21 protein-coding genes are annotated in these 25300 nt (G+C 72.4%); 13 read left to right on the plus strand and 8 right to left on the minus strand.

The window, feature by feature from the left end:
* Window positions 1–73: 73 nt before the first annotated feature.
* From DFQ13_RS14745 to DFQ13_RS14765, 5 genes are all read right to left on the minus strand, one after another.
* Window positions 74–1024: an LLM class F420-dependent oxidoreductase gene (locus DFQ13_RS14745; RefSeq protein WP_110080238.1), complete on the minus strand. Its 951-nt coding sequence runs from the start codon at window positions 1022–1024 to the stop codon at window positions 74–76.
* 93 nt (window positions 1025–1117) lie between these two features.
* Window positions 1118–1360, minus strand: coding sequence for a hypothetical protein (locus DFQ13_RS14750; RefSeq protein WP_035282885.1), 243 nt, complete (start codon window positions 1358–1360; stop codon window positions 1118–1120).
* Window positions 1357–1590, minus strand: a complete 234-nt coding sequence (locus DFQ13_RS14755) for a hypothetical protein (RefSeq protein ID WP_035282883.1) — start codon at window positions 1588–1590, stop codon at window positions 1357–1359. The genes DFQ13_RS14750 and DFQ13_RS14755 overlap by 4 nt, the downstream gene beginning before the upstream one ends.
* Before the next feature lie 133 nt (window positions 1591–1723).
* On the minus strand, window positions 1724–2932 hold the full coding sequence (locus DFQ13_RS14760; RefSeq protein ID WP_110080239.1) for a helix-turn-helix domain-containing protein: 1209 nt from the start codon (window positions 2930–2932) through the stop codon (window positions 1724–1726).
* Between the two features lie 178 nt (window positions 2933–3110).
* Window positions 3111–4337 carry a bifunctional folylpolyglutamate synthase/dihydrofolate synthase gene (locus DFQ13_RS14765; RefSeq protein WP_181399992.1) on the minus strand — a complete coding sequence of 409 codons (1227 nt, stop codon included), beginning with the start codon at window positions 4335–4337 and terminating at the stop codon, window positions 3111–3113.
* Between the two features lie 38 nt (window positions 4338–4375).
* On the opposite strand from DFQ13_RS14765, the gene DFQ13_RS14770 reads away from it, so the two are divergent.
* The 13 genes from DFQ13_RS14770 (at window position 4376) to DFQ13_RS14830 (ending at window position 21328) form a co-directional block, all read left to right on the plus strand.
* Window positions 4376–4996: a cyclodeaminase/cyclohydrolase family protein gene (locus DFQ13_RS14770; protein WP_110080241.1), complete on the plus strand. Its 621-nt coding sequence runs from the start codon at window positions 4376–4378 to the stop codon at window positions 4994–4996.
* Window positions 4989–5831: a bifunctional 5,10-methylenetetrahydrofolate dehydrogenase/5,10-methenyltetrahydrofolate cyclohydrolase gene (locus DFQ13_RS14775; protein ID WP_110080242.1), complete on the plus strand. Its 843-nt coding sequence runs from the start codon at window positions 4989–4991 to the stop codon at window positions 5829–5831. Before DFQ13_RS14770 ends, DFQ13_RS14775 begins: the two co-directional genes overlap by 8 nt.
* Before the next feature lie 110 nt (window positions 5832–5941).
* Entirely contained in the window at window positions 5942–7285 is a 1344-nt protein-coding gene (locus DFQ13_RS14780; RefSeq protein ID WP_110080243.1) for a pyridoxal phosphate-dependent decarboxylase family protein, read from the plus strand.
* A complete protein-coding gene (locus DFQ13_RS14785; RefSeq protein WP_110080244.1) occupies window positions 7282–8562 on the plus strand; it encodes a lysine N(6)-hydroxylase/L-ornithine N(5)-oxygenase family protein in 1281 nt (426 codons plus the stop codon). Before DFQ13_RS14780 ends, DFQ13_RS14785 begins: the two co-directional genes overlap by 4 nt.
* Window positions 8559–10319: an IucA/IucC family protein gene (locus DFQ13_RS14790; RefSeq protein ID WP_110080245.1), complete on the plus strand. Its 1761-nt coding sequence runs from the start codon at window positions 8559–8561 to the stop codon at window positions 10317–10319. The genes DFQ13_RS14785 and DFQ13_RS14790 overlap by 4 nt, the downstream gene beginning before the upstream one ends.
* 28 nt (window positions 10320–10347) lie before the next feature.
* Window positions 10348–11745: a glutamine synthetase gene (locus DFQ13_RS14795; protein ID WP_233427577.1), complete on the plus strand. Its 1398-nt coding sequence runs from the start codon at window positions 10348–10350 to the stop codon at window positions 11743–11745.
* A 543-nt stretch (window positions 11746–12288) separates the two neighbouring features.
* Complete coding sequence (locus tag DFQ13_RS14800; RefSeq protein WP_110080246.1) at window positions 12289–13092, plus strand: TIGR03084 family metal-binding protein; 804 nt, start codon at window positions 12289–12291, stop codon at window positions 13090–13092.
* Window positions 13089–14759, plus strand: coding sequence for an acyclic terpene utilization AtuA family protein (locus DFQ13_RS14805; protein WP_110080247.1), 1671 nt, complete (start codon window positions 13089–13091; stop codon window positions 14757–14759). Before DFQ13_RS14800 ends, DFQ13_RS14805 begins: the two co-directional genes overlap by 4 nt.
* Window positions 14750–15901, plus strand: a complete 1152-nt coding sequence (locus tag DFQ13_RS14810; protein WP_110080523.1) for an acyl-CoA dehydrogenase family protein — start codon at window positions 14750–14752, stop codon at window positions 15899–15901. Before DFQ13_RS14805 ends, DFQ13_RS14810 begins: the two co-directional genes overlap by 10 nt.
* Before the next feature lie 88 nt (window positions 15902–15989).
* Window positions 15990–17588, plus strand: a complete 1599-nt coding sequence (locus DFQ13_RS14815; protein ID WP_181399993.1) for an acyl-CoA carboxylase subunit beta — start codon at window positions 15990–15992, stop codon at window positions 17586–17588.
* 5 nt (window positions 17589–17593) lie between these two features.
* Entirely contained in the window at window positions 17594–19561 is a 1968-nt protein-coding gene (locus DFQ13_RS14820) for an acetyl/propionyl/methylcrotonyl-CoA carboxylase subunit alpha (protein WP_110080248.1), read from the plus strand.
* Complete coding sequence (locus DFQ13_RS14825) at window positions 19558–20715, plus strand: acyl-CoA dehydrogenase family protein (RefSeq protein WP_110080249.1); 1158 nt, start codon at window positions 19558–19560, stop codon at window positions 20713–20715. The genes DFQ13_RS14820 and DFQ13_RS14825 overlap by 4 nt, the downstream gene beginning before the upstream one ends.
* A gap of 10 nt (window positions 20716–20725) precedes the next feature.
* Window positions 20726–21328 (plus strand): TetR/AcrR family transcriptional regulator, encoded by a 603-nt coding sequence (locus DFQ13_RS14830; RefSeq protein ID WP_110080250.1) that lies wholly within the window; start codon window positions 20726–20728, stop codon window positions 21326–21328.
* A 47-nt stretch (window positions 21329–21375) separates the two neighbouring features.
* On the opposite strand, the gene DFQ13_RS14835 is transcribed toward DFQ13_RS14830, so the two are convergent.
* The 3 genes from DFQ13_RS14835 to DFQ13_RS14845 all read right to left on the minus strand — a co-directional run bounded on the left by DFQ13_RS14835 (window position 21376) and on the right by DFQ13_RS14845 (window position 25261).
* Window positions 21376–22410 (minus strand): PIN-like domain-containing protein, encoded by a 1035-nt coding sequence (locus tag DFQ13_RS14835; RefSeq protein ID WP_035284256.1) that lies wholly within the window; start codon window positions 22408–22410, stop codon window positions 21376–21378.
* On the minus strand, window positions 22407–23771 hold the full coding sequence (locus DFQ13_RS14840) for a cytochrome P450 (protein ID WP_181399994.1): 1365 nt from the start codon (window positions 23769–23771) through the stop codon (window positions 22407–22409). Before DFQ13_RS14840 ends, DFQ13_RS14835 begins: the two co-directional genes overlap by 4 nt.
* 302 nt (window positions 23772–24073) lie before the next feature.
* Complete coding sequence (locus tag DFQ13_RS14845) at window positions 24074–25261, minus strand: TetR/AcrR family transcriptional regulator (protein ID WP_035284254.1); 1188 nt, start codon at window positions 25259–25261, stop codon at window positions 24074–24076.
* Window positions 25262–25300: the final 39 nt, after the last annotated feature.

Genomic DNA, 25300 nt, shown 5'->3' on the forward strand with positions numbered 1-25300 from the left:
ACTCCCGGGCCGCGAAGCAACCGCCGCAGATGGTGGAATGGTTGCAGGACTTGAAATCCAGCGCGAGAGCCGGTTACTTCGGCGCCAGCGCCCGCACCATCTCGGCCGGGTCGGCCGCGGTGGGCAGCACGGCGATGACCGGGGTGGTCAGCCCGTTGTCCACGTAGGACTGGACCTGCTCCCGGCAGCTCTCCGGCGACCCGTGCACGACCAGGTCGTCGACCACCTCGTCGGGGATGGCCGCGTTGGCGGCCTTGCGGTCGCCCGCCGCCCACGCCTCGTGCATCGGGCGCAGCAGCTCACCGCGGCCGAGCCAGTCGTGGAAGGCGGCGTAGGCCGGGACGGTCAGGTAGCTGCTGATCAGCAGCCTGCCCAGCCCCCGCGCCGCCTCGGCGTCCTCGGTCGGGCAGACGAACACCCGCGCCACCAGCTCGGCGTCCGACCCCATCTCGGCGCGCACCTTCGGCACGTCGCGCGCGCCCAGCCAGTTGGTGATCGCCCCGTCGGCCTCGCGCGCGGCCAGCCGCAGCATCCCCGGCCGCAGCGCGGCGAGCAGGATCTCCGGGGCGGTGGCGGGCGGGCGCTCCAACCGGAACTTCGACACGGCGAAGGTGTCGTACTCGGCGCTGACCTTCTCCCCGGCCAGGGCCGCGCGCAGGAACCGCAGCGTGTCCCGGGTCCGCTTGAACGGCTCGGTGAACTCGGCGGCGTTCCACCCCCGCACGATCGTCGGCGACGAGGTGCCGATGCCCAGTGCGAACCGGCCGGGGGCCAGCTCGGCGATGGTGGCCGCGCTCATCGCCAGCAGCCCGGGACCACGGGTGTAGACCGGGACGATGGCGGTGCCCAGCCGCAGCTCCGGCGCCCACTCGGCGGCCAACGCCAGCGGGGTGAACGCGTCGGTGCCCGCCGTCTCGGCCGTCCAGGCGTCGGTGTACCCGAGGTCCGGCAGCTCCTTGACCAGCTCGCGGTGCGCCGCCAGCGGCACCCCGGTCAACGGCAACGTGATACCCCACCGAGCCATGCGACCTCCTCGTCCGAGTTCGGCCGACCCTACCGCGTGGTAGCGCATCGGCGGAGGTGGTCGTGCGCACGGGCGGGGGGCTCCGCGCAGGCCCTACCGGAAATCCGGCAGGGTCAGTTCTTCCATGAGGTCTCGGGTCTCCTGCGCGTCGGGGTGGTCGAGCAACCACCGCAGGGCGGTCGTCGAGTCGTTGAGGGCCGTGCCGAATTCCGCCAGCTGATTGAGGGTGAGTTCGCCCCGGCTGAGGGCGGCCAGGATCTGGGCCGGGTAGATGCGCACGTCGATGAGGTTGCCGTGGATGAAGCAGATCTGGCTGGGTGGCGTGGTGGCGCTCACGCTGCTCCGGTCCGGGTGATCTGCTCGGCGAGCAGGCGGTGGCAGGTGTGCAGGACGCTGGTTTCCAGGCTTTCCAGCCGTTCGACCTCGGCCGGGTTGAGCAGGCCCATTTCCAGGGAGTAGTAGATCTGGTGGGCTGTGGTGACGAGGGTCTGGAGGGCGGTGACGAAGGAAACCGGAATGGTCGGCGTTCCGGGCAGGAGTGGGTTGTCGGCTGTCCCGATTGTCATGGGTGGCGTCCGTGTGCTGCTCGAAGTGGCAGTGGCCGGGGGCAGCCGCCCCCGGCCTGTCGCAGACCACGCTATGCCGTGGGCGTGCCCGCGGTGTTTCGCGATGAATCCACCGGCGAATTCACCCGAAAGGTCAGGCGGTGACCCCCATGCGGTAGGCCATGCCCCGCAGCTCCCGGCCGACGCTGTCGTGCTTCGCTTTGCGCACCAGGTCATTCACAGTTTCCCGGACGAAGGGGTTTGTCCGCACCCGTTGCGGAGCGATCCTCTCGGCCTTGGCCAACGCCGCGACCGCTTGCGGTCGCGTACGAATGTCACTGGCGAGGCCTCGACCGAGGTCGGCGTAGAACATCCCCTGGCGTGCGGCTGACGGGATGTTCTCGGGGCGTACATCGCGGGCGATCTCGGCTACTTTCGCCCCGTCCCCCAACTCGACGTGCAGGCTGACTCGCCAGATGTCGACGTTCGTCCGACCGAAATACATGTAGCCGAAGAGATTCACATCGTCGGGGAGCCTGCGCGCAACAGAGGCGGCTTCGTCGAGGTGGGCCTCCGTCGAGGATCGATCCTTTTGGGTCGCCTTCGCCAGGGCCCCGTAGAGGTGCAGCATCCCGTGCACCTGCATGACCTCCGGTGAAGCCATGTGCGGTTCGAGGTCACTGATCGCCCTGGAGATCTGTTCGTAGTTCCGGGCCTTGCCGCTGCCGCTCGTCGCATTCAGCTTGATCCAGGTGGCCAGGCCGAGCCAGTGCAGCCCGCCGAGCTCCTCGGCAACTCGGCGGGCGTGGAACGCGGCGAGTTGGGGGAGCCCTTGGACGCCCTGGTTCTTGGTCAGGACCTCCGCCGACCGGTAGACGTGCATCATGCCTTCGAGTACTTGGCGGCGGTTCTTCGGGTCGTCGTTGTAACTGGCGTGGAGGTCGGAAAGCAGACGCGGAACCAGCAACCCCTGGGCTATGTAGTCGGCTCGTGGGCGCAATTCTGTGTTCAGTTTACGGATATCGGCCAGTACGGAATCCCAGGGTCGGGCGGGTGTGTCGGCTGGTTGGCCGAGTTCGTAGTCGCTCAGCGCGGCCTCGACCGCTGCGATTCCGGCGTGTGCTTCGCTGGACAGTTGGTCCGATCGGGGGATCGGTTGGCCCGCCAGTTCCGAGGGTGCCACGCGCAGTGCGGCGGCCAGTGCTTCCAGCACCGACCGCTTGTCGACTGCGCGCCTGCCGTTCTCGATGTTGGTCACGTGTGAGCGGGACAGGCCCGCGAGGTCCGCCAGCACGGTCTGGGTCAGGCCCCGCCACTCGCGCAGTTCCCTGAGCCGGTGCCCAATGCTGTGATCGGTGTGCATCAGTCGCCCCTTCCACGGCTTGTGCCTCCATGGTAGGCCGGGTGGGCAAGCAAACCCGTTCGGACGAACCGGATGCGCTCTACCCTCCACATGGGACGAATGTCCGGCCGGGGCGTTCAGCGCGCCGCGCGGACCTGTTCTCCACCATCGCCCGGGGCCACGCCCACGAATCGGTCGGTCACCTGTGCCCGGGGTCCGACAGCAGCGCCCGCACCTGGCTGACCAGGTAGAGCGACCCGGTGACCAGGTGCGTCGGCTCCGGCCGGGCCCGCAGCGCGGCCAGCGCCTCCGGCAGCCCGGGACACACCTCGACCGAGGCGAACCCCAGCGCGGTAGCCCGCTCGGCCAGTTCCACGGCGGGCACGGAGCGCTTCGGCAGCTCGCCGAGCACGGTGAACTCCGGGACCACCAGGTGGGCCGCCAGCGGGCGCAGCGCCAGCAGGGCAGCGTCCAGCTTCGCCGGGGGCGACACCAGCAGGTTGGCCAGCACCGCCGCCGAGGTCACCCCGCGCTCGGCCAGGCTCTCCCGCAGCGCGTCCAGCTTCTGCGGGTTGTGCGCGCCGTCGAGCACCAGGTCGCCGTACCGCTCCAGCCTGCCCGGCGGCTGCGCGGACACCAGCGCCGACGGCGTCACCGCCCTGCCCAGGACCGCCGCCGTCGCCGCCCTGGCCAGGGACCAGTTGCGGCGCTGGAACAGCGGCAGGTCGGCGGGGCCCTCGTCGTGCACCACGGTCAGCGCCGCGCCCACCCGGTCGGCGTGCTCGCGCACGACGGCCATGGCCACCGGGTCCTGCGCCAGCAGCAGCGCGGTGTTGCCGGGGTGGATGATCCCGGCCTTCTGCGCGGCGATCTCCGGCAGGGTCTCGCCGAGGACCTCGGTGTGGTCGAGGCCGATGTCGCCGATCGCGCACACCTTGTCGGCCCGGGTGGCGGTGTTGGTCCCGTCGAGCAGGCCGCCGAGTCCGGTCTCGACCACCGCGACGTCCACGCCCAGTTCGGCGAACGCCCAGTAGGCGAAGGCGACCAGCACCTCGAAGTAGGTCAGCGGCCCGGTCACCTTCGGCAGGAACCGGTCCAGCAGCTCCAGGAAAACCGGTTCCGGCAACGGTTCCCCGTCGACCTGCACCCGCTCGGTGATCGAGGTGATGTGCGGTGACACGGTCAGCCCCGTGCGCAGCCCGGCCTCCTGCAGCATGGCGCGGGCGAAGTAGGCGGTGGAGGTCTTGCCGGAGGTCCCCGCCACGTGCACGACCCGCAGGCGGTCCTGCGGTGCGCCGATGTCGTCGAGGAAGGCCCGCAGCCGGTCGAGGGAGTAGCCGACGCGCAGCGCGGCGCTGCCCGGGACGAACCGGTACAGCTCGGCCACGGCCTCGTCCAGGGACCTGAAGTCCCGCCGCTCCCGCACGCGTCTCCCGATCGGCGAGCCCGGTTACTATCCGGGCCATGAAGGATTCGACTATCGGCTCGTGGCTCGCCGAACTCGGGGATCGTACCCCCACGCCCGGCGGGGGCGGCGCGGCCGCGCTGCTGGCCGCGACCGGCGCCTCGCTGGTCGGCATGGTGAGCTCGTACACCACCGGGGGCAAGTGGGCCGACCGCGACGCCGACATGCTGGCCGTCAAGGCCGAGTCCGACCTGCTGCGCGAGCAGGCCCTCGCCCTGGCCGCCGCCGACGCCGAGGCGTTCGCCGCGGTCGGCGCCGCCTACGGCCTGCCCCGCGCCACCGACGAGGACAAGGCCGCCCGCCGCACCGCGATCCAGGCCGCGCTGCGCGGCGCGGCCGAGCCGCCCGCCGAGGTCGGCCGGGTCGCCACCCGGATCGTCGAGCTGGCCGACGGCCTGGTCGAGCGGGGCAACCCGAACGTCGTCTCCGACGTGGCCGTGGCCGCCTCCAGCGCCGCCGCCGCGCTGGAGTCCGCGATCGTCAACATCGAGATCAACGTGGCCTCGATCAAGGACGCCGAGGTCGCCGACGGCCTGCGCGCCACCGTCACCGAGCTGACCGGGGCGATCGAGCGCGCCCGCGGGATCGTCGAGCGCGTCCGGGAGGGTCTGCGTGGCTGAGAACCTGAGCGGCAAGGCACTCGCCACCGCCATCCGCGCGGACGTCGCCGAGCGCGCCGCGAAGCTCACCGCCTCCGGGGTCACCCCGGCGCTGGCCATCGTCGTGGCCACCGACGACGACGGCACGCTCTGGTACGTGCGGTCGATCGTCAAGGCCGCCGAGAAGGTCGGGGTCCGCGCGGTCATCCACACCGTGGAGAACCCCACCGTCGAGGCGATCGCGGCCACGCTGACCGGGCTGGCCGCCGACGACGACACGCACGGCATCATCCTCCAGACGCCACTGCCCGAAGGTGTTTCCCTCACCGACTTGGCGCACCTCATCCCGGCCGCGAAGGACATCGACGGGGCGAGCCCGGTCAGCGCGGGCAACCTGGTCATCGGCACCCCGGCGTTCGCCCCGGCCACCGCCGAGGCGTGCCTGGAGCTGCTGGCCCACCACGGGGTGCCGCTCAGCGGCAAGCGCGCGGTTGTCATCGGGCGCAGCGCCGTGGTCGGCAAGCCGGTCGCGCAACTGCTGCTGCGCGCCGACGCCACAGTGACCGTGACCCACTCGCGGACCGTCGATCTCCCCGCCGTCGCGCGCACGGCCGAGGTACTGGTCGTGGCCATCGGGCGGGCGGACTTCGTGACCGCCGAGCACGTGGCGCCGGGCGCGGTCGTGATCGATGTGGGCACGAACACCGCGGCGGACGGGTCGCTCGTCGGCGACGTCGAGGCGGCGTCGGTCGACGGGGTCGCGGGCGGGCTGTCCCCGGTTCCGGGCGGCGTTGGGCCGGTGACCACGGCGTTGCTGCTGCGGCATGCGGTGGCGGCGGCCGAGGGCGGCTTCTGAGCCCGCCGAGGGTGGTCTTCGGCGTGCGGGGCACGTCACCATCGCCCCGGGGTTGATCCACTCGTATTGTCGGTAAGGGTTGCCTCACTTGTCGACGTCGAAGGGGTCAGATGACCTACGAGCCCGCGGCCCTGGCCGCGCCGGACGCGGTGCGCGCCCTGGTGTCGGTGGCGCTGGACGCCCTGGCCGAGGGGGCTCGCCAGCGCGGCGGGCCGGTGCCCGCGGGCGGACCCGCGGCGCTGGCCGTCGCCGACGACCCGGTGCCCGCCACCGGGATCGGCGCGGTCGCCGCGCTGGCCGCGCTGACCAGGCGGTTCGCCGCCGGGTCGGCCGACCCGGCGGACCCGTGGTGCGCGGCGCACCTGCACTGCCCGCCGCTGGCCGTGGCCGCCGCGGCCGACCTGGTGGCCAGCGTGCTCAACCCGTCGATGGACTCCTGGGACCAGGCGCCGGTGGCCAGCGAACTGGAGGGCGAGCTGACCAGGGGACTGGCCCGGCTCTGCCACCCGGCGGCCCCCGCGCCGGACGCGCTGGTCACCACCGGCGGCACCGAGTCGAACCTGATCGCCCTGCTGCTCGCCAGGGAGACCCTGGGGCGGGTGACGGTCGTCTGCGGACGCAACGCCCACCACAGCATCGCCCGCGCGGCCTGGCTGCTGGGGCTGGCCGAGCCGGTGCCGGTCGACTGCGTGGACGACCGGGTGGACCCGGTCGCGCTCGGCGCCGCACTGGCGCGGGTCGCGGGCCCGGCCGTGGTCGTGGCCACCCTGGGGACCACCAACACCGGCGCCCTCGACCCGCTGCCCGAGATCGCCGCCACCGCCCGCGCGGCCGGGGCGTGGCTGCACGTCGACGCCGCCTACGCCGGCGCGCTGCTGTTCAGCGACCGCCGGTCCCTGCCCGCACTCGACCAGGCCGACTCCGTCGCCCTCGACCTGCACAAGTTCGGCTGGCAGCCGATCGCGGCGGGCCTGCTCGTCTGCGCCGACTCCGGGGTCCTGCGCGCGCTGAGCACCAGCGCCGACTACCTCAGCGCCGACGACGACACCGAGGCCGGCCTGCCCGACCTGCTCGGCCGCTCGCTGCGCACGTCCCGCCGCCCGGACGCGTTCAAGATCGCCGTCACGCTGCGCGCGCTGGGCCGCTCCGGGGTCGGCGCCCTGGTCGACCACTGCTGCGACACCGCCACCGCCGTCGCTGGTGCCGTCCGCGCCCACCCCCGGCTGCGGCTGTGGGCGGAGCCGACACTGTCGACGGTCCTGTTCCGGCCGATCGACGCCCCCGACGCCCGGGTCGCCGAGATCCGCCGCGACCTGCTGCGCTCGGGCACCGCCGTGCTCGGCCGCGCCCAGGTCGACGGCGAGCTGTGGCTCAAGCTGACGCTGCTGCACCCGCACACCGCGGTCGAGGACTACGCGCCGCTGCTGGACCTCGTCGCCGGGCGGGCGGGATGACCCCGCTCGACCTCGCGGGTATCGGCGTCGGCCCGTTCAACCTGTCGCTGGCCGCGCTCGCCGACGGCGTCGACGGGCTGTCGGCCGCCTTCTTCGAGCGCGAACCCGGGTTCCGGTGGCACCCGGGGATGATGATCGACGGCACGACGCTCCAGGTGCCGTTCCTGGCCGACCTGGTCAGCCTGGTCGAGCCCGCGCACCCGCTGTCGTTCCTGAGCTACCTGCGCGCGCACGACCGCCTGTTCCCGTTCTACTTCGCCGAGAAGTTCCACATCCCGCGCGCGGAGTACGACGATTACTGCCGCTGGGCCGCGCGCCGGTTGCCCTGCCGGTTCGACAGCCCGGTGGAGTCCGTCCGCTGGTCCGACACCGAAGAGGCGTTCGTACTCGATGTGGGCGGTGAGCGGGTTCTCGCGCGCTCGGTCGTCCTGGGTGTGGGAACCGGTCCCGTACTACCGGAACCACTACGGGGACTGGACCGCGTGACCCACTCCGCGCAGTACCTCGCCGCCCGTGACCGGTTAGTTGAGGCCGACGACGTCACCGTCATCGGCTCCGGGCAGTCGGGCGCCGAGGTGTTCCTCGACCTGCTCCGCCGCCGCCGGGGCGCGGTGCGCTGGCTGACCAGGACCAGGGCCTTCGCGCCGATGGAGTACTCCAAGCTGGGGCTGGAGCAGTTCACCCCCGACTACACCCGCTACTTCCGCGGTCTCGCAGGCCCGGTCCGCGCCGCCCTGGTGCCCGCGCAGTGGCAGCTCCACAAGGCGATCAGCGCCGAGACCATCGCCGAGATCCACGACGAGCTGTACCGGCGCACGGTCGGCGGCGGCTGGCCCGACGCCACCCTCGCCCCCGGCGTCGAGGTCGTGGCGGCGACCGGGGCACCGGACGGGGTGCGGCTGCGGCTGCGGCACGTCGACCAGGGGACGACCAGCTCGCTGCGCACCACCGAGGTCGTGTGCGCCACGGGTTACGCGGAGCGCGACCTGAGCGGGCTCCTCGGTGACCTGCCCGCCCACGACGACGAGGGCAAGCTCGTCGTGGACGGTGACTACCGGGTCGCGCTGCGCCCGGGGGTGACCGGCCGCCTCTACGCGCAGAACGCCGAACGCCACACCCACGGGGTGGGCGCACCGGACCTGGGACTGGCCGCGTGGCGGGCGGCGACGATCCTGAACTCGGTCTGCGGGCGGGTCGTGCACCGACTCCCGGAGCGCACGGCCTACACCACTTTCGGGTTCACTGGGGACTCGACAACCGAGGGGAGTGCGACGTGACGGCGTGGCGCGAGGCCGGGTCACTGGTGACCCACAAGGCGCTCGGCGAACTCAGCTACGAGGGCCTGCTGCGCCCGGTGCCCGACGGCGAACCGGACGACCGCGGCCACCGCCCCTGGCGGCTCGACCTCGCGGGCGGCGCCGTCTACCGGTTCGCCGCCCGACCGGGCGCCTTCGAGTCCTGGTCGGTCCGCGCGGGCAGCGCCACCCGCGACGGCGCCCCCGCCGACGACCCGCGCGCGCTCGTCGTCGACGCCCGCGCCGAACTGGGCCTCACCGGGCTGCGGCTGGCCGACGTGCTGGCCGAGCTGACCGCCACCGTCGCCAACGAGGCCGCCCGCCTCGACCGCGCGGTCACCGCCGCGGAACTGCTCGCCCTCGACTACGACACCGCCGACAGCCACCTCACCGGCCACCCCCGCATCGTGCTCAACAAGGGCCGCGTCGGCTTCTCCGCCACCGACCGCGACCGCTACGCCCCCGAGTCGGGCCGCACGTTCGCCCTGCCGTGGCTGGCCGTGCACCGCGACCACGCCGAGTTCCGCTGCGTCGACGGGCTCACCGCCGACAGCCTGCTCACCGACGAACTCGGCGCCGAACTGCTCGCCGAGTTCCGCGCCAAGCTCGACTCCCCGCAGGACTACGTGCTGGTCCCGGTCCACCCGTGGCAGGCGGACGAGATCGTCGGCACCCTCTACGCAGCCGAGGTGGCCACCGGCGTGGTCGTCCCGGTGGGGGAGAGCCGCGACCGGTACCGGCCGCACCAGACCGTGCGGACCCTGGCCAACACCACCGACCTCGCCCGCCGTGACGTCAAGACGGCGGTGTCGGTCCGCAACACCCTCGTCTACCGGGGCCTGGCCTCGGCGGCGACCCTGGCCGCGCCGGAGGTCACCACCTGGCTGCGCACCGTCCACGAGTCCGACCCGCTGCTGCGCGACGAGTACCGCTTCGACCTGCTCGGCGAGGTGGCCAGCGTGTCGGTGCGGCACCCGCTGTTCGGCGCGGTCGAGGAACTGCCGTACCGGTTCCACGAGACCCTGGGCGCGCTGTGGCGGGAACCGATCCGCACCCGCCTGGCACCGGGGGAGCAGGCCCTGTCGTTCGCCGCACTGCCGTACCGGGGCCCCGACGGCGAGTCCGTCATCGCGCACCTGATCACCTCCTCCGGCCTGACCGCCGACGAGTGGCTGCGCCGCACCCTCGACCTCGCGCTGACCCCGCTGCTGCACTGGCTCCTGGAACACGGCGTCGGCTTCTGCCCCCACGGCCAGAACCTCATCCTCATCACGGACGGGGATGGGGTGCCCCTGCGCGTGGCCATCAAGGACTTCGCCCAGGGCGTGGACCTGCTCGACGAACAACTCCCCGCCTACGAACTGCTCGGCACCGCCGCCTCGGCGGACATGCTCCGCTGGCCCGCCCACCTCCTGGTGCAATCGCTGTTCAGCTCCGTCTTCGCGGGCCAACTCAGGTTCCTCGCCGAAATCCTCTACGACGACCTGGACTACCCCCGCCCCCGCCTGTGGTCCCACGTCCGCGAAATCGTCGCCGCCTACCGCGACGCGCACCCGGCCACCACCACCCGGTTCGACGCCTGCGGCCTGTTCGCCCCCGACGTCGAACGCGTCTGCCTCAACCGCGAACACCTCGCGGGCCAGGGCTTCGACAAGATCGACCGCGACGACGAGTTCGACGTCCGCTCCGGCCGCGCCCGCAACCCCCTCGCCGCCCCGGACCCCCAGGGCGCCTGGTGACCCGACCCCCATCGACCACAGTGGACGCGTGGCCCCCGTGCCCGCCCCACCCGGAGACCGCCAGATGACCCTGCTCGACCACCGCCGCCCGGTCGGCCCCCGCCCACTCGCCGACCGCGCCCGCAAGGCCTCCGCCCTCGCGGGCCGACTCCGCGACGCGGTCGCCGACGGCAGCATCCGCCGCGTCGTCTGCCTCGTCCCCGACCCGCACGCCCGCTTCGACGCGGTCGAACTGGGCGCCCCCTTCTTCGTCGACTCCGTCCTGCCCAGCGGCTACGGCATGTGCGCCTACCTGTTCGGGACCAACGCCGAGCGCGAGGTCATCAACGCCCCCGCCGTCGACCAGTTCCTCGGCGGCTACGGCGACCTCCGCCTCCGCCCCGACCTCGCCACCCTCGCCCCCGCCCCCGGCCGCCCCGCCACCTGGCTGGTGGTCTGCGACGTCGAGTGGCCCGACGGCCGCCCCGTCCCGGAAGCCCCCCGCACCACCCTGCGCGACCAACTCGCCGCCCTGGAACAGGTCGGTGTCGTCCCGTCCGTCGGCATCGAGCACGAGGTCACCTTCACCACCCCCGAGGGAACCCCGCTCACCCCCACCGGCCTCGACTACGCGGTCCACGCGCTGACCCCGCTGCGCACCGTCCTGTCCGCAGTGGACACAGCACTCGACGAACTGGACCTCGGCCTGGAATCCGCCCGGGGTGAAGTCCACCCCGCCCAGTACGAGTACGTCCTCCGCCACCGCGACCCCCTCGCCGCCTGCGACGACGCCATGCTCCAACAACTGGCCGTCCGAGCCGCCGCGGCCGCAGTGGGCGTCCGAGCCGGCTACCTCGCCGCAGAAGCCCCCAACACCGGCAGTTCCTGCCACGTGCACGTCTCCCTGAACGACCCCGGCGGTGCCCCTCTGGGCGCGGGAGCCCGCCCCACGGAGATGTCCACCCTCTTCGGCCACTTCCTGGCGGGTGTCCTCCGAGCCGCCCCGGACCTGACGGCGTTCTGGGCCCCCACCTGGAACTCCTACGTCAGGCTCCGCACGGCACCGTTCTCCCCCCGCCAGGTCGGCTGGGGCACCGACAACCGCACCACGGCGGTCCGCCTGGCCGGCCAGGGCCCCAACCTCCGCCTGGAGGCCCGCTTCGCAGGCGCCGACGCCCAACCCCACCAGGTCGTCGCCGCCCTCCTCGCCGCAGGCCTCTCCGGCATCACCGACCGCCTCGACCCCCCACCCGAGGGCCGCGTCCAGGGCGACCTCGCCCGAACCCCCTGGGAGGCCCAACACCGCCTCGCCACCTCCAAACTCGCCCCCACCCTGCTGGGCGAGGAGGTCATCGCCCACAAACTGGCCATCTTCACCGAAGAACTCACCCAATCCCTGGACCCCGTCACCCCCTGGCACCGCACCCACGGCGACCTCCGCGCCTGACCAGCGCCAAGCCCCTGAACCACGAGCCCCGCCGACCAGCACGAACCCACCGACCCGGCAATTACCCGCCCCGAACCCCGCAGCCCCCCAGCCCCTCAGCCCCTCAGCCGACCAGGCTGAACACCACCGGCGCACTCGCCACCGCCACCCCACTTGCCAGCCACCCGAAACCCCACCTGCCAGCCACCCCGCAACGCCGGCTCGCAACGCCAGCCCGCCCCCAGGTCACCAGAAACCCCACCGGCGCAGCCGCTGATGACCCCCATATCGCCGGCCCGGCGACCGAATGCCCGGGTGGGTGGATCTGCTTGGGTGGGGGAAGCGATCATGTGCAAGCCTGCCCGGGCAGTGGGGCACTCTTTTCGCCCCACTCGGTCACACCAGGCACATGATCGCTGTAGGGGCCCCGCCCAAGCAGATCCACCCACCCGGGCGCCACCACACAAATCCCGGGCTGTAAAAGCCGACCCCCAACACCCCCACCCCAAAAACAATCAAGCATGAATGCTTGATAATCCCCTCCCCCCGTGCCACGGTGAACCCGTGGTCGACCTCAGCTCCCTCCTCGCAGACCTCCGCGCCGAAGGCGACGAACTGGACTCCTGGCTCGCGGACCTCCCCGAACCGGCCTGGCGCACCCCCACCCCGGCCCCCGGCTGGACCGTCGCCCACCAGGTCGCGCACCTGGCCTGGACCGACGAGCGCGCCCTCCTCGCCACCACCGACGCCGCCGCCTTCCAAGCCGAGATCGTCGAAGCGCTCACAAGCGACCCAGACCCCCAGCGCTTCGTCGACCAGGGCGCCGAGGACGGCGCCCGGCGATCCCCGGGTGACCTCCTCCGCCACTGGCGCGAACGCCGCGCAGCCCTCCATGACGCCCTCGCCGCCACCCCCGACGGCGTCAAGCTCCCCTGGTACGGCCCGCCCATGAGCCCGGCCTCCATGGCGACTGCCCGCCTGATGGAGACCTGGGCGCACAGCAACGACGTGGCCGACGCCCTCAAGATCCGCAAACCGACCACCGACCGCATCCGGCACGTCGCCCACCTGGGTGTCCGCACCCGCGACTTCGCCTACCTGGTCCGGCAGAAGCCCGTCCCCGCCGCTCCTTTCCGAGTCGAGCTGACCTCCCCGAGCGGTGAGCTGTGGACCTGGGGACCGGACGACGCGACAGCCACGGTCACCGGCCCCGCCCTCGACTTCTGCCTCCTCGTGACCCAACGCGTCCACCGGGCCGACACCGCCCTCGAAGCCACCGGCGAGGCCGAGGACTGGCTCGGCATCGCCCAAGCCTTCGCAGGTCCACCCGGTGACGGCAGGCCCCGGCAGGAAGGAAAAGCCCGGTGATCCGCATCGGCAACGCTTCCGGCTTCTACGGCGACCGCCTCAGCGCCGTCCGCGAAATGCTCACCGGCGGCGACCTCGACGTCCTGACCGGCGACTACCTGGCCGAGCTGACCATGCTCATCCTCGGCCGCCAGCGCCTCAAGGACCCCGCGGGCGGCTACGCCAAGACCTTCCTCCGCCAGTTGGAGGACTCCCTCGGCACCGCCGTCGAGCGCCGGGTCAAGATCGTCTCGAACGCGGGTGGCCTCAACCCGGCCGGTCTCGCCGACGCGGTCCGCGCCCTGGCCGCGCGGCTCGGCCTCGACATCACCGTCGCCCACGTCGAGGGCGACGACCTGCTGCCGCGCGCCGCCGAACTCGGCCTCGACGGCGCGCTGACCGCCAACGCCTACCTGGGCGCCTGGGGCATCGCCGAGTGTCTGAACGCCGGGGCGGACGTCGTCGTCACCGGCCGCGTCACCGACGCCTCCCTGGTCGTCGGCCCCGCCGCGGCCCACCACGGCTGGGCGCCCGGTGACCTCGACCGGCTCGCGGGCGCCACCGTCGCCGGGCACGTCATCGAGTGCGGCACCCAGGCGACCGGGGGGAACTTCTCCTTCTTCACCGAACTCCACGACCTGGGCCACGCCGGTTTCCCCATCGCCGAGATCGCCGAGGACGGGTCCGCGGTCATCACCAAGCACCCGGGCACCGGGGGAGCGGTCACCGTCGAGACCGTCACCGCGCAACTGCTCTACGAGATCCAGGGGCCGGACTACCTGGGGCCGGACGTCACGACCCGGTTCGACACGATCACCCTGGCCGCCGACGGCCCGGACCGCGTGCGCATCAGCGGTGTGCAGGGTTCGCCGCCGCCGGAGACGGTCAAGGTCTGCGTCAACACCCTCGACGGCTTCCGCAACAGCGCGACCTTCGTGCTCTGCGGCCTCGACGTCGAGGCCAAGGCCGCCCTGGCCCGCCGCCAGCTCGAAACCGCCGTCGGCGCGGAGGGCCTGCACTGGACCCTCGCCCGCACCGACCACCCCGACGCGGACACCGAAGAGACCGCAAGCGCTTTCCTGCACGCCACCATCCGCACGCCGGACCCCAAGCGTGCCAAGGCGTTCTCCCGCGCGACGGTGGAACTCGCCCTCGCCAGCTACCCCGGCTTCACCCTCACCGCCCCGCCCGCCGACGGAACCCCAGTGGGTGTCTACCGCGCGGACTACGTGGACCGGTCCGAGGTGGCAGCGGTCGCGGTCGTCGCCGGGGAGCGCAAGACCATCTCCTGGAGCGAAGCCACGAGGGTCGAACCGCGGTCCATCGACTACCCGGCCTCGACAGCCGAGTACGGCCCCACCCGCGCGGTCCCGCTGGGCCGCGTCATCGGCGCGCGCTCCGGCGACAAGGGCGGGGACGCCAACCTCGGGGTGTGGGTGCGCAAGCCCGAGGCCTTCGCCTGGCTGCTCGGTGAGCTGACCACCGACCGCCTCCGGGAACTCCTCCCGGAGACCCGGGACCTCGACGTCGAGCGCCACCCCTTCCCCAACCTGAACGCGGTGAACTTCCTCGTGCGCGGGGTCCTCGGCCAGGGCGTCGCCGCCTCGACGCGGTTCGACCCGCAGGCCAAGGCGCTCGGCGAGTGGCTGCGGTCCCGCGTCGTCGACGTCCCGGAGGCATTCCTGTGAACCCGTTCGACACCGCTGAACGCCGCGAGCTGCGGGCGACCGTGCGCGGCTTCATGACAAGCGAGGTGCTGCCGCACCTCGACGAGTGGGAACGCGCGGGCGAACTGCCCCGGTCGCTGCACAGGTCCGCCGCCGCGCTGGGCCTGCTCGGCATCGCCTTCCCGGAGGCGGTCGGCGGCGAGGGCGGGTCGCTGGTCGACGCCATGGTCGTGGTCGAGGAGATGCACTACGCGGGCGCGTCCGGCGGTCTCATCGCGTCCCTGCTGACCTGCGGGATCGCCGTTCCGCACCTGGCCGCTGCCGCCGATCCGGACCAGGTCGGGCGCTGGGTGCGACCGACGCTGGCGGGTGACCTGATCGGGTCGCTGGCGATCACCGAGCCCGACGGCGGTTCCGACGTGGCGGGCATCCACACCACCGCGGTCCGCGACGGTGACCACTTCGTCGTCAACGGCGCCAAGACCTACATCACCTCCGGCGTGCGGGCCGACTTCGTGACCACGGCGGTGCGGACCGGCGGTCCGGGCGCGCACGGGGTGTCGCTGCTGGTGGTGGAGAAGGGCACGCCGGGGTTCACGGTCAGCCGCAAGCTGGAGAAGATGGGTTGGCACTGCTCAGACACCGCCGAGTTGTCCTACGTGGACTGCCGGGTGCCGGTGTCGAACCTGGTGGGCGCGGAGAACACCGGGTTCGTCCAGATCGCGCAGAACTTCGTGGCCGAGCGGCTGACCCTCGCCGTGCAGGCGTACGCGACGGCCCAGCGGGCGCTGGACCTGTCGCTGGAGTGGTGCAGGCTCCGCTCGACGTTCGGCAGGCCGCTGATCTCCCGCCAAGCCGTGCAGAACACCCTGACGGAGATGGCCCGCCGCGTCGACGTGTCGCGGGTCTACGCGCGTGACGTCGCCCTGCGGCACCTGGCGGGCGAGGACGTCATCGCCGAGGTCTGCTTCGCCAAGAACACCGCCGTGGAAGCGGGGGAGTGGGTCGTCCGCGAGGCGGTGCAGCTCTTCGGCGGTCTCGGCTACATGCGCGAGTCCGAGGTGGAGCGGCACTACCGAGACATCCGCATCCTCGGCATCGGCGGCGGGACCGACGAGATCATGACCATGCTGGCGGGCAGACGACTGGGGTTCACGCAATGACCCGATCGGGGGATGTGGACAACTTTTTGACGGTTTCCGGCGCCCGGCGGATCGTATTCCCGGACACCACGAGCGAAGGAGGTGCGCGATGACGGTGCTGAGGTCCGGTGTGGACACCACGGCCGCCGAGTTCGCGGCCAACCGCGAGGCGATGCTGGCGAAGCTGGCCGACCTCGACGCCGAGCACGCCAAGGCGGTGGCGGGCGGCGGCGAGAAGTACGTCAGCAGGCACCGCGCCCGCGGCAAGCTCCTGGCCAGGGAGCGGGTCGAGCTGCTGCTCGACCCGGACTCCCCGTTCCTGGAGCTGTCGCCGCTGGCCGCCTGGGGCACCGACTACCAGGTCGGCGGCAGCCTGGTCACCGGCATCGGGGTGGTCGAGGGCGTCGAGTGCCTGGTCAACGCCAGCGACCCCACGGTCAAGGGCGGCGCGATCAACCCGTGGGGGATGCGCAAGGGCTTCCGCGCGGCCGACATCGCCGCGCAGAACGGGCTGCCGACGGTCAACCTGGTCGAGTCCGGCGGCGCCGACCTGCCCACCCAGAAGGAGATCTTCATCCCCGGCGGCCGAACCTTCCGCGACCTCACCCGGTCCTCCGCGGCCGGGGTTCCCACGGTGGCGCTGGTGTTCGGCAACTCCACCGCGGGTGGCGCGTACCTGCCGGGCATGTCCGACCACGTGGTGATGGTCAAGGACCGGGCGAAGGTGTTCCTCGGCGGACCGCCGCTGGTCAAGATGGCCACCGGCGAGGAGTCCGACGATGAATCGCTCGGCGGCGCGGAGATGCACGCCCGGGTGTCCGGCCTCGCCGACTACCTCGCCGTCGACGAGCGCGACGCCATCCGGCTCGGGCGGCGGATCGTCGCCCGGCTCAACTGGCGCAAGCGGGGGCCCGCGCCCGCCGCCGACTACGCCGAGCCCGAGCACGACCCGGAGGACCTGCTGGGCATCGTGCCCACCGACCTCAAGGTCCCGTTCGACCCGCGCGAGGTCATCGCCAGGGTGGTCGACGGGTCGGACTTCGACGAGTTCAAGCCGCTCTACGGCAGCAGCCTGGTCACCGGGTGGGCCCAGGTGCACGGGTACCCGGTGGGCATCCTGGCCAACGCCCGCGGCGTGCTGTTCTCCGAGGAGTCGCAGAAGGCCACCCAGTTCATCCAGTTGGCCAACCAGACCAACACCCCGCTGCTGTTCCTGCACAACACCACCGGCTACATGGTCGGCAAGGAGTACGAGCAGGGCGGCATCATCAAGCACGGCGCCATGATGATCAACGCGGTGTCGAACTCGAAGGTCCCGCACATCTCCGTGCTGATGGGTTCCTCCTACGGCGCGGGCCACTACGGCATGTGCGGTCGCGCCTACGACCCCCGGTTCCTGTTCGCCTGGCCCAGCGCCAAGTCCGCGGTCATGGGGCCGCAGCAACTGGCCGGGGTGCTGTCGATCGTCATGCGCCAGGGCGCCGAAGCGCGCGGCCAGGCCTACAACGAGGAGCACGACGCCGCCATGCGCGCCATGGTCGAGAACCAGATCGAGGCCGAGTCCCTGCCGACGTTCCTGTCCGGGATGCTCTACGACGACGGCATCATCGACCCGCGTGACACCCGGACCGTCCTCGGCATCGCCCTGTCCGCCGTCCACACCACCACCGTCGAGGGCGCCGACTCCTTCGGCGTCTTCCGGATGTGAGCCCGATGATCACCAGCCTGCTCGTGGCCAACCGCGGCGAGATCGCCCGCCGGGTCTTCCGCACCGCCCGCGACCTCGGCATCGCCACCGTCGCGGTTCACTCCGACGCCGACGCGGACTCCCCGCACGTGCGGGAGGCCGACGCGGCCGTCCGGCTCCCCGGCTCCAGCCCGGCCGAGACCTACCTGCGGCCGGACCTGCTCATCCGGGCCGCGCTCGACGCCGGGGCCGACGCCGTGCACCCCGGCTACGGCTTCCTGTCCGAGAACGCCGAGTTCGCCAGGGCCGTCCTGGCGGCTGGCCTGACCTGGGTCGGGCCGCCGGTCGAGGCCATCGAGCGGATGGGCTCCAAGATCGAGTCCAAGCTGCTGATGGCCGAGGCGGGGGTGCCGACCCTCACCGACGTCGCCGAGCCCACCGAGGCCGACCTGCCGCTGCTGGTCAAGGCCTCCGCGGGCGGCGGCGGCCGGGGGATGCGGGTGGTGCGGCGGCTCGCCGACCTCGACGGCGAACTGGCCGCGGCCCGGTCCGAGGCCGCGTCCGCGTTCGGCGACCCGACCGTGTTCGTCGAGCCCTACCTGGAGAGCGGGCACCACATCGAGGTGCAGGTCATGGCCGACCGGCACGGCACCGTGTGGGCGGTGGGCGAGCGCGAGTGCTCCATCCAGCGCCGCCACCAGAAGGTCGTCGAGGAAGCGCCGTCACCGCTGGTGGAGCGCACGCCGGGGATGCGCGAGCGGCTGTTCGACGCCGCCCGCAAGGCCGCGGGCGCCATCCGCTACGAGGGCGCGGGAACCGTTGAATTCCTCGCCGACGACGCCGGTCGCTTCTACTTCCTGGAGATGAACACCCGCCTGCAGGTCGAGCACCCGGTCACCGAGTGCGTCATCGGCCTGGACCTGGTGGCCCTGCAACTGTCCGTCGCGGAGGGCGCGCCGCTCGCGGCTGACCCGCCGGAGTCCGCCGGGCACGCCATCGAGGTCCGGCTCTACGCCGAGGACCCGGCGCTGGACTGGCGGCCGCAGAGCGGGACCCTGCACCACTTCGACGTCCCCGGCGTCACCGCGCACTTCACCGCCGCGGGTGGGCGCGGGCTGCGCCTCGACTCCGGTGTGGAGTCGGGCTCGGTGGTCGGGGTGCACTACGACCCGATGCTGGCCAAGGTCATCGCCTGGGCACCCGACCGCACCGCCGCCGCCCGCGCGCTCGCCGGCGCCCTGGCCGGGTCCCGGGTGCACGGCGTGCACACCAACCGCGACCTGTTGGTGCGGGTGCTGCGCCACCCGGCCTTCCTGGCGGGCGAGACCGACACCGCGTTCTTCGACCGGCACGGCCTGGGCGCGCTGTCCGAACCGCTGGCGGACAAGGACACCGAGGCGCTGTCCGCCCTCGCCGCCGCGCTGGCCGACGCCGAGGCGAACCGGGCCGCCGCCCGGGTGCTCGGCCGCGTCCCCGGTGGCTGGCGCAACGTGGTGTCGCAGCCGCAGGTCAAGGTCTACACGGGGGCCACCGGCGAGCACGAGGTGCGCTACCGGGTCGGCCGCGCCGGGCTGGCCGCCGACGGGTTCACCGGCGTGCGGCTGGTGTCCGCCACCGCCCGGGTGGTCGAGCTGGAGGTGGCCGGGGTCCGGCGGCGGTTCGAGGTGACCGCGGTCGGCGGCTCGGTGTGGGTCGACTCCGCGCTGGGTCCGGTCGCGCTCACCGCGGTCGACCGGTTCCCCGACCCGGCCGACCAGGTCGCCGCGGGGTCGCTGCTGGCCCCGATGCCCGGCACCGTCGTGCGGGTCGCGGTCGGCGCCGGGGATTCCGTCACGGCCGGGCAGCCGCTGCTGTGGCTGGAAGCGATGAAGATGGAACACCGGATCGACGCCCCCGCCGACGGGGTCGTCGCCGAGTTGCCGGTGTCCGCCGGGGACCAGGTCGACGTCGGCCGCGTGCTCGCGGTCGTCCGCACTGCCGAGGAGGGGTCATGAGCTTCACCGAGTCCGAGGAACGCCAGGCGCTGCGCAAGGCGGTCGCCGAACTGGGCCGCAAGTACGGCCACGAGTACACGCTCAAGGCGGCGCGCTCCGGCGGCCACACCACCGAACTGTGGAACGAGGCGGGCGAGCTGGGCTACCTCGGGGTCAGCGTGCCCGAGGAGTTCGGCGGCGGGGGCGGCGGCATCGGCGACCTCGCCGCGGTCTGCGAGGAACTCGGCGCCACCGGCACCGGCCTGCTGCAGATGGTCGTCTCACCCGCCATCTGCGCGACGATCATCGCCCGCTTCGGCACCCCGGAGCAGAAGTCGCGCTGGCTGCCCGGCTTCGCCGACGGCACCCTGCGGATGGCCTTCGCCATCACCGAGCCCGACGCCGGGTCCAACGCCCACCGGCTCACCACCACCGCCCGCCGCGACGGCGACGGCTGGGTGCTCAACGGCCGCAAGGTCTACATCTCCTGCGTGGACGAGTCGCAGTCGGTGATGGTGGTCGGCCGCACCGAGGACGCGAAGACGGGCAAGCTCAAGCCCGCCCTGTTCGTCGTGCCCACCGACGCCCCCGGCTTCGAGTTCCAGCGCATCGAGATGGACGTCATCGCCCCCGACAGCCAGTTCCAGGTCTTCATCGACGACGTCCACCTCCCCGCCGAGGCCCTGGTCGGCTCCGAGGACGCGGCACTCATGCAACTCTTCGCGGGCCTCAACCCCGAACGCATCATGGCCTCCGCCTACGCCGTCGGCATGGGCCGCTTCGCCCTGGACAAGGCCGTCGAGTACGCCAAGACCCGCACCGTGTGGAAGGAACCCATCGGCGCCCACCAGGCCGTGGCGCACCCCCTGGCCAAGGCGAAGGTCGAACTGGAACTGGCCAAGCTGATGACCCAGAAGGCCGCCGCCCTCTACGACTCCGGCGACGACATGGCCGCGGGCGAGGCCGCCAACATGGCCAAGTACGCGGCGGGCGAGGCCGTGGTCAACGCCGTGGACGCCGCCGTCCAGACCCACGGCGGCAACGGCCTGGCCAGCGAGTACGGCCTGGGCGCCCTGGTGGCGGCCTCCCGGCTGACCCGCATCGCACCGGTCAGCCGCGAGATGATCCTCAACTTCGTCGCCCAGTTCTCCCTGGGCCTGCCCAAGTCCTACTAGGAGCGCCGCGATGGTCGAGGCAGTCCGCGAACCCCGCCAGGACCGCAGCCGGGCCACCCGGCAGCGGCTGCTGGCCGCCGCCGTGGACTGCCTCGCCGAGGTCGGCTGGTCCGGCAGCACGGTCTCGGTGGTCGCCGAACACGCCGGCGTCTCCCGGGGCGCCGCCCAACACCACTTCCCCACCCGGGAAGACCTCTTCACCGCAGCCATCGAATACGTCACCGAGGAACGCCTCACCCACCTCCGCGCCAACCTCCCCAACCTGCCCCCCGGTCGCGACCGCACCGAGTTCGTCGTCCACACCCTCGGCGAGATGTTCACCGGCAAGCTCTTCCGCGCGGCCCTCCAACTCTGGGTCGCCGCCGCCTCCGACGAACCCCTCAAGGCCCAGGTCGTCCCCCTCGAAGCCCGAGTGGGCCGCGAAACCCACCGCCTCACCCTCGAAGCCCTCGGCGTGGACGAATCCCGCCCCGGCATCCGCGAAGCCGTGCAGGCAACCCTCGACATGGCCCGAGGCCTCGGCCTGGCCAACGTCCTCACCGACGACACCAAGCGCCGCCGCCGAGTCCTCGCCCAGTGGACCGCCATGCTCACCACCGCGATCACCGAATGAGCCGGACAGTCACTCCTCGCGGTGGTGAGCGCAACGCAGGCGCGACCTCAAGTCCCGCTGACGAAATCTTCAGCCACTTCGTAGACCCGCTGCATGGCCGCGTCCAGACGCGCCTGTATCACCGATCGTTCGTTGGTCTCAGGAGTGGCTTTCAGCAAGTGGTCGACCCGCTCGACCTCGACCGCCGAGGTGGGACTGATGTTCGCGTTGATGGCGCTGCCGATGTCCCGCAGGAATTCCTGGGGCTGGAGCATGAACAGCATCCGGCCCGTGCGCCGCCGGAACTCTTCGACCAGTTCGGGTCGGGGTCCCAGTGCCCGGCCCCGGTTGCGGCGCCACCAGTCGTCCTTGGTGTCGCCCGTGACGAAGAGCGCGTCGCACCCGGCGTTCGCCGCTGCGCGGAGGAGCTGTTCCCAGATCAGATAGTCGTCCGCGCGGTATGCATTGTCCTTGTAACCGCTCCGGTAGCCGGGGGGCAGCTTGGCTTGGATGCGCCGTTCGGCTTCTTCCAGTGCCGTGGCGTAGTCCTCATCCGGGAGCGGTGGTCCAACCCGGCCTTCCAGGATGCGGGCGAGCCGAGTGACGATGGGGTCGAGCGCGGTGTCCTGGGCGCCCTTGACGCGGTCCTTCTCCGCTTGCGCGTTGAGCGACCTGACTGCCCGGTCGAGTGCGGGGCCCAGTTCGCCCAGCACCTCATCGCGCGGGTCGTCGGCCAACGCGGTCTTCTTGGCCCACATGGACATCGCCGCCTCGGTGGCCCGGCGCGCCTTCTCCAGCGCCTCGATCGCCTCCTGCGTGCTCGCCCACGCCCCATTGGCGGCGGTTTCCCGGTTGCGCCAGAATTCCTCCATCGCCTGATGCGGCACCCACAGTCGGGCGCTGACCAATTCCATGAGCGACATCAGGTCGTTGCGGGTGGCCTCGTTGTACCGGTAGAGGTTCAACAGGACGTTGGCGTCCAAGGCGATGAGCCCGGAGGTGGCGATCTCCTTGTAGTCGCCGGGTTGTGGGGTGCGGTAGCCCTCGAACCCGTCGAAGAGTCCCGAGCCGCCCGCGATCGGTGGCGATTCTTCCTGGCTCACAACCGTTCCAGGTGGATCGGGAGGTTGTCGGCGGGGACGGGGATGGAGTTGGTGTCCCACACCAGTTCGTAGTCCGGTGGGAACTCCCAGCGGAAGGTGCGCAGGATCGCGTGCAGCAGGGCCTTCACCTCGAACATCCCGAAGTGCATCCCCAGGCACTTGTGCGCGCCGCCGCCGAAGGGCATCCAGGCGTAGCGGTGGGACTTGTCCTCGCGGCGGGGTTCGGCGAAGCGGTCCGGGTCGAAGCGGGTGGGGTCGGTCCAGTAGTCGTCGAGTTTGTGGCTGATGCCGGGGGAGAGGAAGACCAGGGTGTTCTTGGGGACGTAGTGGCCCTGCAGGGACGTGTCCTTCACCGTGCGGCGGGCCAGGGTGGGCAGGGGGGCGACCAGGCGCAGGGATTCCTTGACGACCAGGTCCAGGGCGGTGAGGCCGCCCAGTGAGGTGACCGTGGGCGGGTCCACCGACAGGCACTCGGCCCTGGCCCGGTCCTGCCAGTCGGGGTGGCGGCCGAGTTGGTGCATGGCCGAGGTGAGGGCCGTGGTGGTGGAGTCGGTGGCGGCCATGATGATGAAGATCATGTGGTTGACGACGTCGTCGTCGGTGAACATGTGGCCCTCGTCGGTGCGGGCCTGGCACAGGGCCGTGAACAGGTCGGTGGCGGTGCTGGTGCGGCGCTCGGCGATGCGGGGGCGGAAGAAGTCCTCCAGGGCCTTGCGGCCGCGCAGGCCCGCCGACCAGCGGCCGCCGGGGACCGGGCGGCGGACCACCGCCATGCCTGCCCGGGAGGTGTCGGTGAAGGCCCGTTGCAGGGCGGCGGCGTCCTCGACCGGGGCGTCCATGAACACCTCGGTGGCCACGTCGAGGGTGAGGCGGCGCAGCGCGGGGTAGGCCGGGCCGGGTTCCCACGTGGGGACCACCCGCTTGGCCAGGGTGTCGACCCGGTCCAGGTAGCCCTCGATGCGGCTGGTGGTGAACGCCTCCTGCATGAGCCTGCGGTGGTGCAGGTGTTCCTCGCTGTCGAGCAGGAGCAGGCCGCGGTTGAGGAACGGGCCGACCAGGAAGGTCCAGCCCGCCTGGGAGAACGCCTTGTCCCGGTTGACCAGCACCTCCTGCGCGGCGTCCGGGCCGGTGGCGGCGACGATGCGCGCCCCGAACGCCCGCGCCCACGACACCGGGCCCAGCTCCCGGTGGCGGCGCAGGCCGAAGTCGCCCTGCCGGAACATCGACAGGGTGTGCCCGAGGACCGGGGGACCCGAGTCGCCGGGCACCGCCCGCAGGTCGCTGTCGGCGGGGGGCGCCGCCAAGTCGGTCACCGGCCACCGCCGGCCCGACAACCACCGGTCGAGCATCCCCGTCGCCATGTCCCACTCCCCGCGGCCCAGCCCGCGCGCACAGTGCGCGGTGAAGATCAGCAGACGATAGCCAGTGGCCCGCATGCTGCCGCACCGGACCTGCTCCGTTGCGTGATCAACCGGATTCGTGTGGTGAGTGCCGCCGTTCAGTCCAATGGGTACGGCCGGACGCCGTCACCCCCGGGGTTGCCTGCCCGTCGTCTGCGTCCAGGAGAGGGTCGGGACGGCCGGTCACCCGACCACGCGGCCCCTCGCCGATCAGCGGGGAAGCCGAGGCGAACACCGCGGTCGGCACCTGGGCAACGTGGTCTTCACCGGTCCTCGACCGCGGCGCGCAGCACGGTGGCCGCCAGTGTGGACAGCTCGTCGGCCAGGCCGGGGCGGGTGGTGAAGCGCTGGGTGCGCGGGATGTCGTTGACGATGGTCAGCGCGGCGTGCACGGCGACCCTGGCCGTGGGCTCGTCCAGCCCGGGGGCGACCTCGCGCAGCAGCCGGACCCACTCGGCGACGTACCCGCGCTGCATCGCCCGCAGTTCCCGGCCGTCGCGCTCGGGCAGGTTCGCCAACTCGGTGGTGTAGACGGCGATCAGGTCGTCGGAGCGCAGGACCGTGTCCACGTAGGAGCGGGCGAGCCTGCGCAGCGCGTCCGCCGGGTCGGTGGCGGTGGCCAGCGAGTCCTCCAGGCCCAGGGTGAGCCGGTCGGCCATCCGGCGCGAGGCGGCCAGCAGCAGGTCGGACTTGCCCGCGAAGTGCCGGTACACGCTCGGCCCGGCGATCCCGCCCGCCGCGCCGATGTCGTCCATGCTGACCGCGTGGAACCCGCGCTCGCGGAACAGCCGGGTGGCCGCGGTCAGCAGTTCCTCCCGGCGCGACGGCGCGGGCGCGACCCGGGTGCGCCACCCGTCCGCGCGCGGCGCCGGGGTGGGCAGGTCCGCGCGCACCACCGCCTCGCCGAGGCGGGCCAGCAGCGGCGCGAACCCCGAGCGCGGGGTCGCGCGGTGGTCGCCGACGCTGCCGAACACGCTCAGCGCGGCGAAGCACAGCAGGTGCGCCTGCCCCGACGACAGCTCCGGGCGCAGGCGGCGCAGGCCGGTCAGCCACGCGCTGAGCAGCGTCGCGGCCCGCCCGCGCAGCTCCTTCTGGTCGGCTTCGCGCAGGTGGCGGCCCTGCCAGCGCCACAGCGCGGTCAGCTCCCTGCGCTCGATGGACACCTCGGCGGCGGCCAGCAGCAGCGGTGCCAGCCTGCTCTGCGGGTCGTCGGCGAGGCCGGAGACCGCGTCGTGCACCCGCTCGGCCAGCTCGTCCACCCCGGTGAGCAGCACGTGCCCGAGCACGTCCTGCTTGTTCTGGAAGTGCCGGTAGAGCGCGGAGGCGGTGATGCCCGCCGCGGCGGCGATGTCGCCGACGCCGACCGAGTGGTAGCCGCGCTTGCCGAACAGCGCCGCCGCCGCGTCGGCCAACTGGGCCCTGCGGTTGCGCGGCCTGCTCCGAGCGGTCACCGGCGCCCCTTCCTGGGTGAGGTTCGGATTGCAACCATA

The organism is Actinokineospora spheciospongiae, assembly GCF_003182415.1.
GTDB lineage: Bacteria > Actinomycetota > Actinomycetes > Mycobacteriales > Pseudonocardiaceae > Actinokineospora > Actinokineospora spheciospongiae.